Origin of the sequence: Nonomuraea cypriaca (assembly GCF_015645445.1) — a bacterium.
Taxonomy (GTDB): Bacteria; Actinomycetota; Actinomycetes; order Streptosporangiales; family Streptosporangiaceae; genus Nonomuraea; species Nonomuraea cypriaca.
Genome location: NZ_JADOGI010000005.1, coordinates 1 through 13,487, shown reverse-complemented (window position 1 = coordinate 13,487; position 13,487 = coordinate 1). Strand labels below are relative to the sequence as shown.

Genomic DNA, 13,487 nt, shown 5'->3' with positions numbered 1-13,487 from the left:
GGGTCCACCGCATCGGCTGTCAGGAGGAAACAGCGTATGCCGCCCCCAGTGAGGTACAGGTCCGACGAGGAGGACAGCGGCCGATGGAGCGGATTCCCCTTCCGGCAGGGGGACATCGTCATCAGCACGCGCTCGAAGAGTGGTACGACATGGATGCAGATGATCTGCGCCCTGCTGGTCTTCCAGACACCTGATCCGCCCGAGCCGCTGTCGGTGATGTCGCCCTGGCTGGACCACTTGGTCGTCCCGGAAGACGAGGTGTACGCGCGGCTCGCGGCCCAGCGGCACCGGCGGTTCATCAAGACGCACACGCCGCTCGACGGGGTTCCGATCGACGCGCGGACCACCTACATCGTGGTGGCCCGCCACCCGCTCGACATGGCCGTGTCGCTCTACCACCAGGGCAGCAATCTCGACAGGGAACGAATCCGCGCGCTCACGAACCAGCCCGAGCCCTCCGGGTCGTCGGCACCGAGGCCGCCGTTGCGCGACTGGCTGCTCCGATGGATGGACAAGGATGTGGCGCCCGTCGATGAGATGGACTCCTTGCCGGGGGTGATGTGGCACCTGTCGGACGCCTGGCGACGGCGCCTGCGGCAACCGAACGTCCTCTTGGTGCACTATGACGATCTCCTGGGAGACTTGGCCGGTGAGATGCGCAGGCTCGCGGGGGCGCTGGGCATCAGCATGCCGGAGGAGGTCTGGCCGGCGCTGGTGAAGGCCGCGACGTTCGACAGCATGAGATCCCGTGCCGACCGGCTCCTGTCGAACGCGGGCGGCTTGCTCAAGGACACCGCCGCGTTCTTCCGCCGGGGCGCGTCCGGCTCGGGTCGCGAGTTGCTCACCGACGACGAGTTCGCCCGCTACCAGGAGCGGACACGCCAGCTGGCCCCGCCGGACCTGTTGGAGTGGCTGCACCGCTGATGTAGCGATTTCACCTCAGCACCCTGCCGGCCGCGGTATCGGCCTGGTGGGCTTAGTGCCCATGGGGCAAGCGGGCGTTTCAGGGGCGTTGTCGTCGCGTGGCTGAGGAATACAGGCCTCCAGAAGTAACGCCTTATGCAGGCGGCAACGCCATGCCTGCTGGTGGTGATGAGGCATAGGCCTTGCCGGACGCGGGCGGCCAGGGCGCGTATCGAGTCGTGATCACAGACTCGGACCTTTGGCCGGGTCAACCGAGTTTGTAGCCGCCGCTTCGTTCCTTGGCGGACAGCAGGTCCATGATCATCAGAACGTCGCGTTCGACCGGAACATAGGCCATGTGAACCACGTAGTGTTCAGGGCGCGGGCAGGGAACGGGCCCGGATCGAAGCGCCGGCCGTATGTGATCAGCGCGATCTTCTTTCCGACGGAGGAACGGAGGGTGGACGAAGCAAGCCCGTGAACTCGCCCGATTGAGCCTCGCCCGTCGATTCGTCCCTGGACGGCAATGCCCGGTCCGGCCAGCCGTCGGCGCTGCGGCGAGCATGTACAAGGACATGGAGGCGGTGCCCGGGGCAGGATGCAGGTCCTGCCGCCCTTCGCTTCCAGCGAGGGATCCCCGGGGCTCTGCCGTCTGCCGGGAGGGGATGCGACGTCCCGAGGCTGCGAGCAGCTGCAGCAGGCCGCCGTCGAACGCGAGATGGAACAGGCCGCCCGGGCGCACGCCGCGAAGTCCGGGTCATGTCCAGGTTGGTGGCGGCGAGCGAGGTGTGAACGCCGCGATGCATCCCCCAACTTCAGCAGGTAGGGGCACACGTGCTGTCAGTCAGGAAGAAGCCTGACGTACTGTCGCCTCAACCGGTGGAGGGCAGGTCGATGGCGCCGAGAAGTTGCAGCAGCGCGAGTGCCGCCACGACGGCCAGCACGGTCCAGGCCACGGGGTTGCCGAGATTGAGCGTCCATCGGCTGCCGATGCGCTGGTGAATGAGGATCGCGGGGTCGTGGCGGTTGGCGTACATGGTTCCGGCCAGATGCCAGTATCGGTCGTCGTCGCGCTGCACGTAGCCGGAGTCGGATTCCCCGGGCAGGGAGGGGAGGCGGTGGCCTGCCTCGCCGACCCGGACACCGAAGACCAGGCAGGCGGTCGCGGCGACGGCCAGGGGCGCCCAGGTGGCCACCGTGGTCAGCGGCGCGGGTGTGAGGACGTCCCATTGCTGCAGGGCCAGCAGGAGCAGGGTCAGGTTGGCGCAGGCCGCGCCGGTCAGCAGGAGCGTGGTGATGCCGCGCAGGTAGACGCGGTAGTGCCGGGCCGAGCTCGCCGGCCGTTCGGCGTCCGTCTCCGGCCTGGCGCGAACGATGGCGGCCAGCAGCAGGGGGACGAGAAGGGTGATCGCCGTCTGGGTCAGGACCGGGGCGAAGGCGGTCGCGGGGGTGGTGGCGACGCGATCGGCGCCGTCCACGCTCAGCCCGCGCAGGGTGGGCAGGGTGCGGGGCAGGCCGCCGTATCGCCAGAGCCCGATGGCGGCGGTGCCGGCCAGCACGACCAGTGAGGGGATCAGCAGCGGCCATGGTGGGCGTACGGGATCGGTACGCCAGGTGGTGTCGGCGGTGACGGCCTGTCGTGTGCCGTTGTACCAGTTGCCACGCCGTTTGGCGGCGCGGACCGCGTGGTGCGCGGCCGCGTAGAGCGCGATGTCGGCGGCGCCCAGCAGCACGGCGGTGGCCGTGAGCACGTCGGGGGTGCCGCGGAGCACGACGGCGGCGGCTGACGCGAGGGCGGCCAGCACGCCGAGAGTGATCACCGCACGTGAGTATCGGCGGCGTTGCGCGGTGATCGCCGGGTCGGCCATGCGCGCGGCCGGCACCCGTACGCCGAAGGGCAACGTGGGACGGGTCAGCACCGGCAGCGCCCAGGCGGCGACGGTGAGCAGCGCGACCTGGCCGAGGCAGGCGAGGACGAGCATGGTCATGCTGGTGTTCCTTTCGTGGTGCGCTGGGCGTGGAACGAGGTGAGGGTGTCGCCGCACCGCTGCAGCACGTCCTCGGGGGTCATGCCGTGCACCGTGGCCTCGGCGACGAGCGTGCGCAGGCGCGTCTGCCAGTCGTCGGCGTAGCCGGGTTGCGGAGGTCCGGAGCCGGAGTCGCGGCGGACCACGGCTCCGCTCTTGCGGTTGATGCGGATGATCCCTTCTTGGCGGAGCAGGTCGTAGGCCTTGTTCACGGTGTGGAAGTTGATCGCCAAGTCGGCGGCCAACTGCCTGGTCGAGGGCAGTGCCGATCCCTCCGCCAGCTCTCCTTCGGCGATGGCCTCCACGATCCGGTCACGGATCTGCTGGTAAATCGGGACCTCGCTGTCGAGGTCGATCGTCAGAAGCACATCGCTAGCCTATCTGATATAGAAGATATAGAACAGATGGCCGAGCGACCCGCTCCGCACCTCCCCGCTTCGAGAAGGGACTCCCGATGCCGTTGCCACCGACCTCGCCGGTGAAGACCGGTACCCGCTTCGCCCTGTCCGATCTGCGTCCGCGCGAGTTGAGCACCTTCTTGGTGCTGGCGTTCGCCATCCCCTGGTTGCTGTGGCTGGTGCGGCTGCTCACCGGCGCCGACCTCGTCGCGGCCGGTGGCATGCTCAGTGCCGGGGTGGCCACGTTCGTGGTCGTGCGCTGGATCCGCCGGCCTGGCAGCATCCCGCGCGACACCGCTCTGGCGCCGCTGCGCCCAAGTGGCCGGCTCATCCGCTTCTGCGTGATTGGGCTGGGCGTCCCGCTCCTGCTCGCCTTCCTGGCCGTGGCGATCGGCGCGCTGGCGGGGTTGTATCCGGCCGACCTGGCCGGGTTCTCCGAGCTGCGCAGCGTCTACGCGCCGGACACCGTCGGAGAGCAGGGCGTGCCGGTCGGCCCGATCCTGTCCGCCCTGGCCGCCAACCTCGGGCTGTTCGTGCTGCTGCTGCCGTTGGCCTTCTGCGAGGAGTGGGCCTGGCGGGGCTTCCTGCTCCCTCGGCTCCGGCCGCTGGGGCTGTGGCCGGCGCTGCTGCTCAGCGGCCTGATCTGGGGTCTGTGGCACCTGCCCGGTTACATCGCCACAGGCACCGCCTCCCGCCTGGTTCCCTTCCTGATCACCGTCCTGTTCTTCGGCGTGCTGCTCGGCTGGCTGCGCCTGGCCTCGGGGCTGATCTGGCCCGGCGTGCTCGCCCATGCCGCGAACAACACCCTGGTCACCGGCTTCGTCAACATCCTGTTCGCCGCCGACGACCCCCGGGCGCTCAGCAACCCTTGGACCATCGGGATCAGCGGATGGCCGGGCTGGCTGGTCATGCTCACGGTCATCGTCGCCCTGGTGGTGAGCGGCGCGTTCCGTCGCGCCGACGCACGCGAGGCAATGCGAGCCGCGTGAAAGCACGGCGACTACCGCGCACGCAAGGCCTCCGAGCGGCGCATCAAGATGGCGGGGTTCCCGCGGCAGAAGTCGCTGCGGGAGTTCGATTTCGACGCCAACACCAACATCGATCCGGCCGTCATCAACACCCTGGCCACCAGCGACTGGGTGCGCAAGCACCTGCCGCTGTGTCTGATCGGCGACTCCGGGACGGGCAAGTCTCACCTGCTGATCGCGCTGGGCACCGAGGCCGCCATGGCAGGCTTCGAGGTCAGGTACACCTTGGCTGCGAAGCTGGTCAACGAGCTGGTTGAGGCCGCCGATGAGAAGGTGCTGACCAAGACCATCGCCCGCTACGGCCGGGTCGACCTCCTTTGTATTGATGAGCTTGGCTGTGCGCCACGAGGCGCTGACGGATCTCGCGGGATGATGGGCGTACTTCTTGAATGCCCGCTCTCGCGGACGGTACTCGACCACAGGCCGGACCCTCATGCACCTCCTCCGCGAGGCCGGCCCACCGTGCTCATCCCTGCTCTGCCCAGTCGCCCAGCGACCAGTCCCGCACCTCCGGCATGTCCTGCAGGTGCTCGACCACGTACCGCTCGTGGCGGAGGAGCTGCTGCTCGCACCACGCCTTCAGCTCGCTCGCCCCGGCCGGGGTCCGCCGCGCGGCGTTCAGCGCGTCGATCACCAGGTGGTACCGGGATGCCCGGTTGCGCACCACCATGTCGAACGGGGTCGTGGTCGTGCCCTCGTCGACGAACCCGCGCACATGGAACCTGTCCGGGTCCGGCCGGCCGTGCACCAGCTGGTGGATCGCGCCCGGGTAGCCGTGGAAGGCGAACAGCACGTCGACGTGGTCGGTGAACAGCTCCCGGAACAGGATGTCGTCCATGCCGTTCGGGTGGACCGTGCGCGGTGGCAACGTCATCAGGTTGACCACGTTGACCACTCTGGTGGCGAAGTGCGGCAGCCGCTCGCGCAGGATGTTCGCCGCCGCGACGGTCTCCATGGTGACCACGTCCCCGGCGCACGCAAGCACGATGTCGGGGTCCGACCGCCCGTCCTCGGTGCCTGCCCACGGCCACACCCCGGCACCCCGGGTACAGTGAACCACCGCCTCGTCCATGGTCAGCCACTGCAGCTGCGGCTGCTTGTCGATGACGACGAGGTTCACGCGCGACCGCGACCGCATGCAGTGGTCGGCCACCGACAGCAGCGTGTTCGCGTCCGGCGGCAGGTAGACCCGGCTGATCGTGCCGCGGTGGGTGATCACGTTCTGGATCAGGCCGGGCCCCTGGTGGCTGAAACCGTTGTGGTCCTGGCGCCAGGCGGTCGAGGTCAGCAGGATGTTCAAGCTCGGCACCGGCACCCGCCACGCCAGATCGTGCGCCTCCTGCAGCCACTTCGCATGCTGCACGGTCTGCGAGGCCGACACCATGGCGAACGCCTCGTAGGTGGCGAACCAGCCGTGCCGGCCGGTCAGCGTGTACCCCTCGAGCCAGCCGTGGCAGGCGTGCTCCGAGAGTATCTCCATCACCCGGCCGTCCCGCGATATCGCGACATCTTCCTCGGTCACGCGCTCCGCGAACGCCCGGTCGGACGCCTCGAACACCGCCCCGAGCCGGTTGCTCTTGGTCTCGTCAGGGCAAAAGAGCCGGAACCGGTCTGGGTTGCGTTTGTAGGTGTCACGCATGAGCTCGCCGAGCTTGCGGGTCGACTCGAGCCGGTCCCGGCCCGGCGCCTTCACCGGCACCGCGTAGTCGCGGAAGTCGGGCAGGTCCAGGTCGACGGTGAGCAGGCCCCCGTTGGCGTGCGGGTTGCCACTCATCCGCAGCTTTCCCTCGGGGTTGATCGACAGCGCCAGCGCCTCGGGCGCGCCATGGTCGTCGAAGAGATCCTCGGGCCGGTAGGAGCGCATCCAGTTCTCAAGGATCCGCAGGTGCTCCTTGTTGCCCTTTATTCCGGCCAGCGGCACCTGGTGAGAGCGCCATGTGCCCGACACCTGCGCCCCATCCACCACGTCCGGTCCGGTCCAGCCCTTCGGCGTCCGTAGCACGATCATCGGCCACCGGGGCCGGGTGCCGTCCCAGTCGCCGCCGCGGGCCGCCGCCTGGATCGCCTTGATCGACGCCCACGCCCGCGTCAGCGCGTCGGCGAACCGGTGGTGCATGCCGGGCAGATCGTCACCCTCGGCCTCGATCACGTCATACCCATGCCCGGTCAGCAGGGACCGGACCTCGTCCCGGTCCTTGCGGGCCAGCAGGGTCGGCCCGGCGATCTTCGCGCCGTTCAAGTGGAGAACCGGCAGCACCGCGCCGTCGCGGACCGGGTTCAGGAAGGAGATCCCGTTCCACGACCCCTCCAGCGGACCGGTCTCCGCCTCCCCGTCGCCGACTATCGCCAGTGCGATGAGATCCGGGTTGTCCATCACCGCGCCGAACGCGTGCAGCAGCACGTAGCCGAGCTCGCCGCCCTCGTGGATCGAGCCCGGGGTCGGCACCGACGCGTGGCTGGGGATCCCACCGGGTGCGGAGAACTGACGGAACAGCCGCAGCAGCCCCTCCTCGTCCATGGTGATGCACGGGTAGATCTCGGTGTACGTGCCCTCCAGGTAGCCGGCCCCGACCAGCGTCGGGCCGCCGTGCCCGGGACCGGCCAGGTAGATCATCTGCTGCCCGGTGTGCTGGATCAGCCGGGACGCGTGCGCGTACACCAGTGCCAGGCCAGGGCTGGTGCCCCAGTGTCCCAGTAGCCGCGGCTTGATGTGCTCGCCGGCCAGCGGCTCGCGCAGCAGCGGGTTGGCCATCAGGTAGATCTGGCCGACGGTCAGGTAGTTGTTGGCGCGCCACCACGCGTCGACCGCGGCGACGTCAGCGTCGGTGGGATGGGCGAGCCGGTTCACCAGGTCCACGGGTGGCGGTCCGGCGCTGCCGGTTTCGGTGGTTGCCACGATTGTCTCCATCCACCAGAATGTCGGCGCTCACGTTATTCCCCAGGGGTTCTGATCAGGTAATTCCCCAGGTCCTGGACGTGTTGTCACTCTATTTGTCACTTGTCTTCCCGGTGGGGACGACACACGAGGGACTCTTGTTCGGGCGATAGCTCGGCCCGTTCTTCAAGCACTGGTGGCTGTTGTTAATGACCCGGTCCAGGAGCGACTCGCATGCCGAAGCCGTCCAGGATCAGGACGGCGGGGCGGGTGAGCTCGGCGAGCCGCCTGCCCCAGATGCGGTCGGTCCGGCCGCCGGCGAGGTGGGCGAGGACCCTGCTGGTCTTCATGAACCGGGCCTCGGCCCCGGCGCGGCAGATGGTGGCACGCCGCCGTGCGGCCTTCGCCTGTCAGGTGTGCGCCTGGTGACCTGGGGAATCAGGCTGATTGGCTGCTTCTCGCCGCCGTACATGCGCCGCCCGGTGCCGCAGTTCACCGACGCCACCTGGTTGGCCTTTTCCTCACAGGGAGATGAGCGATGCGTGTCCATGCGGTCCCGGCCCCGATAACCGTTGCCCCCAACGCCCAGCTCGCCGACGTGGTGTTCGCCGACGACCGGGTGAACAGCGACATGGTCCTGTTCCAGCGCCGGTCGGCCGGCAGCTGGCGTCCGGTGACGGCCAGGCAGTTCGCGGCCGACGTTCGCAGCCTGGCGGCCGGCTTCCTCGCCGCCGGCATCCAGCCCGGCGATCGGGTCGCGCTGCTGGCCGCCACCAGCTACGAGTGGACACTGCTGGACTATGCCCTGTGGACGGTGGCGGCGCTGCCTGTCCCGATCTATGAGACCTCCTCGGCCGAGCAGGTCCGCTGGGTGCTGGAGGACGCCGGCCCTGTCGCGGTGGTGGTCGAGCGCGAGACGCATCGTCGCTTGGTCGAGGACGTGGCCGAGGGCCTGTCAGGGCCGCCGCAGGTGTGGCAGATCGGCGGCGGCGGGCTGGACCGTCTCCGCGAGGGCGGGCTGGACGTGGACGACACTCAGCTGCGTGAGCGCCGCCGGGCGGTGTCGGCCGACGACCTGGCGACGATCATCTACACCTCGGGCACCACCGGCCGCCCGAAGGGCTGCATGCTGAGCCACGGCAACCTGCTGTACGAGGCTCGCATCGCGATCCACAGCCTGGAGCGGATCTTCGGCCACGACGCCTCGACCCTGCTGTTCCTCCCGCTGGCGCACGTATTCGCGCGGGTGATCCAGGTGGCCTGCGTGGAGCGGGGTATGTGCCTGGCGCACAGCGCCGACCGGGCCAGGCTGACCGAGGACCTGGCCGCCATGCAACCGTCGTTCCTGCTGGCGGTGCCCAGGGTATTCGAGCGGGTCTACAACGGTGCTCAGCAGCGGGCCCATGCCCAGGGCAGGGGGAGGATCTTCGACTGGGCCGACCGGACCGCCGTGGCCTACAGCCAGGCGCTGGACGATGGGCGGCCAGGCTGGCGCTTGCGCCTGGCACTCCGCCTGTCCGACCGGCTGGTGTACCGGCGGCTGCGGGCCGCGCTCGGCGGCCGGGTCGGCTACGCCATCTCCGGCGGAGCGCCGCTGGGCGCACGGCTGGGCCACTTCCTCCGAGGAATCGGCATCACCGTGTTGGAAGGCTACGGGTTGACCGAGACCAGTGCCGCCGCGACCGTGAACCTGCCCCACGCGCTGAAGATCGGCACGGTGGGGCGGCCCCTCCCCGGGGTCGAGATCAGGATCGCCGACGACGGCGAGATCCTGATCAAGGGCCCGATCCTGTTCCAGGGCTACTGGCGCAACGAGCAGGCGACCAGGGAGAGCCAGACCGCCGACGGCTGGCTGCGCACCGGCGACGTCGGCGCCCTGGACGAGGACGGGTTCCTCACGATCTCGGGCCGCAAGAAGGAGATCATCGTTACCGCCGGCGGCAAAAACCTCGCCCCGGAGCCGCTCGAGGACCGCCTGCGCACCCACCCGCTCATCAGCCAGGCGGTAGTCGTCGGCGACCGGCGGCCGTACACCGCCGCGCTGATCACCCTGAACGCCGAGGCGCTGTCGTCATGGAAGCGGGCCGCCGGCAGGCCCGAGCAGGCCGGCCCGGCCGAGCTTCGCGACGATCCGGATCTGCTGGCCAGGCTGCAGACGGCCGTGGACGAGGCCAACACGGCGGTGAGCCGGGCTGAGTCGATCCGCAGGTTCCGGATCCTTCCGGTCGACCTGACCGAGCAGAACGGATATCTGACCCCGACCATGAAGGTCAAGCGTGCCTTGGTCCACAAGGACTTCGCGGCCGACATCGAGGAGCTGTACCGCTGAGCACCAGACGCCAAGGCCGGCAGACCCGCCGCGTCGCGGGCGAGCGATCGACGCTGGACCGGCTGGTGGCGGCCACGCCGACCTCCCGCGACCGGGTGGTCGACGCCGCCCGCGCGCTGTGCATCGTGGTCGTCACCCTCTGGCACTGGACATTGTCGGTCACCCACCGCACCGCCGACGGCGTCCTGACCATGCCCAACCCGATCCATGCCGTGCCCGGTGGCTGGCTGGCCACCTGGGTGCTGCAGATCATGCCGGTGTTCTTTCTGGTCGGTGGGTACGCCAACCTGGTCGGCTGGCAGCGGGCTCAGGCGCGCGGGACGACCGCCGGCCAGTTCGTCCGAGGCCGGCTGCGCCGGCTGCTCTGGCCGACTGCCGTCTGGGCCCTGGTCTGGCTCGCCGGCGAGCTGATCGCGGCCGCCCTACCCGGTCCGCACCGATGGATGTGGGAGTGGTTCCCCGGCTACCTGACGCCGCTGTGGTTCCTGGGCGTGTACGGCCTGCTGATCGCCGCGGTGCCGATCACCGCGAGCCTGAACGCCCGCTACGGAGCCAGGGTCCTGGTAGCGCTCGTGGTGCTGATCACCCTCGGCAGCGTGGCGCACCGCGGCGCCGACCTGGCCTGGGCGGGCTGGGTGACCGCCGCCCTGGTGTGGCTGTTCTGCCACCAGCTCGGCTACGCCTGGCGCAGCTGGGAGCTGGGGCGGCGGCCGCTGGCGCAGCGGCTGGCGGTTGTCGGGGCCGGACTGGCCGGGCTGGCCGGGCTGACAGTGGGAGCGGGCTACCCCGTCTCGATGGTGGCCACCACCGGCGCCGAATCCAACATCTTCCCGACCAACGCCGCCATCGCCGCCCTGGCCGTCTTTCAACTCGGGCTGCTGGCCCTGGTCACGCCGGCCGCCGAGCGCCTGCTGCGCCGGCCGACTGCCTGGAAGCCGGTGGTGGCCCTCAACGTGGTCGCGTTGACCGTCTTTCTCTGGCACATGACCGCGTACCTGGTGGTGCTGTGGGCCTATGAAGGGCTAGGTGGCGCCCTGCCGGCGGAGCCAACCGTCGGCTGGTGGGCCCAGCGCTGGCTGTGGCTCCTGGCCCCATCGGCCGTGATGGCCGTGCTGGCCGTACTGTTCGCCCGAGTCGAGCTGGCCGCCCGCCGACCCCGGAAAGGGGCAGGTCGCTGAGCTCGGCACCCAACAAAAGACCGGGCCGTGTCATCCCACCGGGAACACGAACCGCAGCCGCTGACGTCGCCCAGCGCGACCCCGCAGCCCGGCGGAAGCGCTGACGCCTCAAGATCATTACATTGCCGGGCATGTCTGTGCCCGTCACAGCGTCATCCACCGGATGGGTGCAGGGCTCGACGCGCCGCGAGTCGCACTGACACAGATCGTCAACTGATTGATTCTCACGGGACTGGTCGCTGTCCCGGTCCTGCGTAGGCTTCAAGAAGGCGGCAGTGCGGCATTTGCGCACTCGATCTGTTGCCGCGCCGAGTGTTCAGGCGCATCCACGAGAGAAGGAAACACACCCCTATGCGCGCCCTTGTGGTCGATCACAGTGAGGCGGGACCCATCCGGTTCGCCGATGTCGATGAGCCCGTACCGTCCACCGGTGAGGCGTTGGTGGAGATACGGCACATCGGTCTCAACTTCGGAGAGCTGAATTATGTGCACCAGTGGCCAGCTGGCGCTGTGCACGGTCACGACGCGGCCGGCGTCGTGGTGCGCGCCGCATCCGACGGCTCGGGGCCACCCGAAGGTACGCGCGTCGCGCTGGGGATGTCTTCCCACGCGTGGGCGGAGCGGGCGGCTGTCAGCCCCGCCTCGCTCGGCACCGTCCCCGAGGGCGTGGACCTGGCCGACGCCGCCGCGCTGGGGATCGCCGGAGTCACCGCATTCCGGGTGCTGCGCAAGCGTTCCCTGCTGGCGCGCAACGTCCTGGTCACCGGCGCCAGCGGGGGCGTGGGGCACTTCGCCGTCCAGTTGGCGGCGTTGGCGGGCGCCCGGGTGACGGCACTCGTGGGTTCGCCGGACCGGGCCGCCGGACTCCGTGAACTCGGGGCCGACGAGGTTCTGACCGACCTGGCCGAGACCGAGGACCGGTTCGACCTCGTCCTGGACACGGTCGGTGGGCCGCTGGTGGCCCAGGCGTGGAGTTCCCTCGCCGAGGGCGGCACCATCCACCTGGTCGGTTACTCCTCGGGGCAGGACACCACGTTCCCGTCAGGGGCCTTGTTCGGCTTCGGCGAACCCCGCAGCATCGCCACCTACGGCGACATGACGCCGACCAGCGGGGAGCTGACGGACCTGCTGGGCCTCATGGCCGCCGGGAGGCTCTCGGCACCGGTCGGACTGCGAGGCGACTGGCAGGGCGTGGACGACGCCGTCCAGGCGCTGTTCGCGCGGAAAGTGCACGGAAAGATCGTTCTTGACGTGGCCTGAAGCTGTGGACGAGGACACATGCGCCGTCACCAGCCGGTGGGCGGTTCGCGGCGGTGGACGAGAATGGACCCATGGATGTGCTGGCAGAGGTCTTGCGTGTTTCGGGTGCTCGTGGGGCGGTCGGGGTCATGCTGAAGGCCGGAGTAACCTGGGGCCTGTGGCTGGACTCCTATCCAGGAGCGGCACTGCACGTGGTGTCCCGCGGCACTATGTGGCTCCACGTCACAGGCGAGAAACCTCTTCAGGTGCAGGCCGGAGACGCCGTCCTGGTGTCGCCGGGCACCGCACACGGGATAGCCGGCGGCGCCAGCGTGACGATGGGTTCCTGCGACCGTGAGGCGGCGGCCCGGGCTTTTGGCGATGGCCGAGCCCTGCGGCTGGGCTCGGCGCCGGTGCAGACGGAAGTGATCGTCCTGCACTATGAGCAGGACCCGGAGGTGAGCACACCGGTGCTTACCTCCCTCGCTCGGCCGATGCACGTCACAGCCCGGGAGAACGCGCAGCTCAGAAGGACTGTCGAACTTCTCGCTGCGGAGCTCGCACATCCGCAGATCGGCACCACCGCTGCCATCAACAGCATCGTCGACCTTCTGCTCGTCCAGTTCGTACGCGCCTGGCTGGCCCGCCACCCGGAGGAGCAATCCGGCTCATGGCTGGGCGCGATGCGTGATCCAGTCGTGCGCGACGCTCTGGCATGTGTCCACGCCCAACCGGAACACCCCTGGACCACGGAGACCCTGGCCGCCGCGACGAGCGTCTCCCGGGCGACGCTGTCCAGGCATTTCCGGTCCGCCCTCGGACAGACGCCGGGCGCGTACGTGACGCAGTGGCGCATAGACCTGGCGTCCGTCCGGCTCCGCGACACCGACGAGCCGGTCGAGTCGATCTCCGGCGCGGTCGGCTACGCCTCTCCGCACGCTTTCAGCCGTGCCTTCAGACGTGCCCGAGGCACGGCCCCGGGGGAGTACCGTTCTCGAATTCGCCAGTGATCGCAGGCAGGCGATCACCGGCGACACTTGAGCACGAGTGCGGTCCGGGCGGGCGGGTAAGGGCGACGCGCCTCGTCATCGCTGAGCAGGTCGTTGATCTCGTCCTCGGGTGACCCTGCTGCGGGAGCAGGGCACGACCATCCTCATGGTCGAACAGAACGCCCTCGCCGCCCTCACCCTTGCCGACCACGGCTACGTCATCGACCTCGGCCGCACCACGCTGTCCGGTTCTGGGGCGGAGTTGCTCACCGACCGGCGCGTCCGTGCCGCCTACCTCGGCTGACGTGCCCTCCGGTCCTGCTGCGGCTGAGGTCTTCGGGAGCGAAGAAGATCCGGCGCACCGGGTGTCACCGGGCGGACCAGAGCCAGGGGAGGCGGTTGTCTCCGAGGGCGGGCCGTGTCAGTGGCGGCTGCCATGCTGGGCCCATGACTGACCCAACTACCGCCTCCGATTACGCGTGGATCCGGGAGCGAGACCAGTACGAGACGTACTGCGTCAC

The 13,487-nt window shown here is 69.5% G+C and carries 11 protein-coding genes and 1 pseudogene; 8 read left to right on the top strand and 4 right to left on the bottom strand.

Annotated features, from left to right (window positions below; genetic code table 11):
• The first annotated feature begins 48 nt into the window (after positions 1–48).
• On the top strand, positions 49–924 hold the full coding sequence (locus ITP53_RS02845) for a sulfotransferase domain-containing protein (RefSeq protein ID WP_207755470.1): 876 nt from the start codon (positions 49–51) through the stop codon (positions 922–924).
• Positions 925–1,775: 851 nt separating this feature from the next.
• On the opposite strand, the gene ITP53_RS02840 is transcribed toward ITP53_RS02845, so the two are convergent.
• Both ITP53_RS02840 and ITP53_RS02835 read right to left on the bottom strand, forming a co-directional pair.
• Positions 1,776–2,891, bottom strand: coding sequence for a DUF1648 domain-containing protein (locus tag ITP53_RS02840; RefSeq protein WP_195893687.1), 1,116 nt, complete (start codon positions 2,889–2,891; stop codon positions 1,776–1,778).
• A complete protein-coding gene (locus tag ITP53_RS02835) occupies positions 2,888–3,298 on the bottom strand; it encodes a GntR family transcriptional regulator (protein WP_195893686.1) in 411 nt (136 codons plus the stop codon). Before ITP53_RS02835 ends, ITP53_RS02840 begins: the two co-directional genes overlap by 4 nt.
• A gap of 86 nt (positions 3,299–3,384) precedes the next feature.
• Between ITP53_RS02835 and ITP53_RS02830 the strand changes: the two genes are divergently transcribed.
• Entirely contained in the window at positions 3,385–4,317 is a 933-nt protein-coding gene (locus tag ITP53_RS02830; RefSeq protein ID WP_195893685.1) for a CPBP family intramembrane glutamic endopeptidase, read from the top strand.
• A gap of 27 nt (positions 4,318–4,344) precedes the next feature.
• A pseudogene (locus ITP53_RS02825) lies at positions 4,345–4,713 on the top strand (ATP-binding protein); the annotation flags it as partial.
• Between the two features lie 109 nt (positions 4,714–4,822).
• On the opposite strand, the gene ITP53_RS02820 reads toward ITP53_RS02825, so the two are convergent.
• Positions 4,823–7,207, bottom strand: a complete 2,385-nt coding sequence (locus ITP53_RS02820) for a phosphoketolase family protein (RefSeq protein ID WP_268960910.1) — start codon at positions 7,205–7,207, stop codon at positions 4,823–4,825.
• 230 nt (positions 7,208–7,437) lie between these two features.
• Positions 7,438–7,611 carry a hypothetical protein gene (locus ITP53_RS60050; RefSeq protein WP_328813835.1) on the bottom strand — a complete coding sequence of 58 codons (174 nt, stop codon included), beginning with the start codon at positions 7,609–7,611 and terminating at the stop codon, positions 7,438–7,440.
• A 158-nt stretch (positions 7,612–7,769) separates the two neighbouring features.
• On the opposite strand from ITP53_RS60050, the gene ITP53_RS02810 reads away from it, so the two are divergent.
• The 5 genes from ITP53_RS02810 (at position 7,770) to ITP53_RS02790 (ending at position 13,270) form a co-directional block, all read left to right on the top strand.
• Positions 7,770–9,560, top strand: a complete 1,791-nt coding sequence (locus ITP53_RS02810) for an AMP-dependent synthetase/ligase (RefSeq protein WP_195893683.1) — start codon at positions 7,770–7,772, stop codon at positions 9,558–9,560.
• Positions 9,561–9,625: 65 nt separating this feature from the next.
• Entirely contained in the window at positions 9,626–10,738 is a 1,113-nt protein-coding gene (locus tag ITP53_RS02805; protein WP_328813790.1) for an acyltransferase family protein, read from the top strand.
• 351 nt (positions 10,739–11,089) lie between these two features.
• Positions 11,090–11,998, top strand: coding sequence for a zinc-binding dehydrogenase (locus tag ITP53_RS02800; RefSeq protein WP_195893682.1), 909 nt, complete (start codon positions 11,090–11,092; stop codon positions 11,996–11,998).
• 71 nt (positions 11,999–12,069) lie between these two features.
• Positions 12,070–12,987, top strand: coding sequence for an AraC family transcriptional regulator (locus ITP53_RS02795; RefSeq protein WP_195893681.1), 918 nt, complete (start codon positions 12,070–12,072; stop codon positions 12,985–12,987).
• Between the two features lie 109 nt (positions 12,988–13,096).
• A complete protein-coding gene (locus ITP53_RS02790; protein ID WP_207755469.1) occupies positions 13,097–13,270 on the top strand; it encodes an ATP-binding cassette domain-containing protein in 174 nt (57 codons plus the stop codon).
• Positions 13,271–13,487 lie beyond the last annotated feature (217 nt).

Bases quoted from the DNA above. Each gene is read 5' to 3' on its own strand.
- ITP53_RS02840 (WP_195893687.1), bottom strand. From the start codon at position 2,891: ATGACCATGCTCGTCCTCGCCTGCCTCGGCCAGGTCGCGCTGCTCACC.
- ITP53_RS02830 (WP_195893685.1), top strand. From the start codon at position 3,385: ATGCCGTTGCCACCGACCTCGCCGGTGAAGACCGGTACCCGCTTCGCC.
- ITP53_RS02810 (WP_195893683.1), top strand. From the start codon at position 7,770: ATGCGTGTCCATGCGGTCCCGGCCCCGATAACCGTTGCCCCCAACGCC.
- ITP53_RS02800 (WP_195893682.1), top strand. From the start codon at position 11,090: ATGCGCGCCCTTGTGGTCGATCACAGTGAGGCGGGACCCATCCGGTTC.
- ITP53_RS02795 (WP_195893681.1), top strand. From the start codon at position 12,070: ATGGATGTGCTGGCAGAGGTCTTGCGTGTTTCGGGTGCTCGTGGGGCG.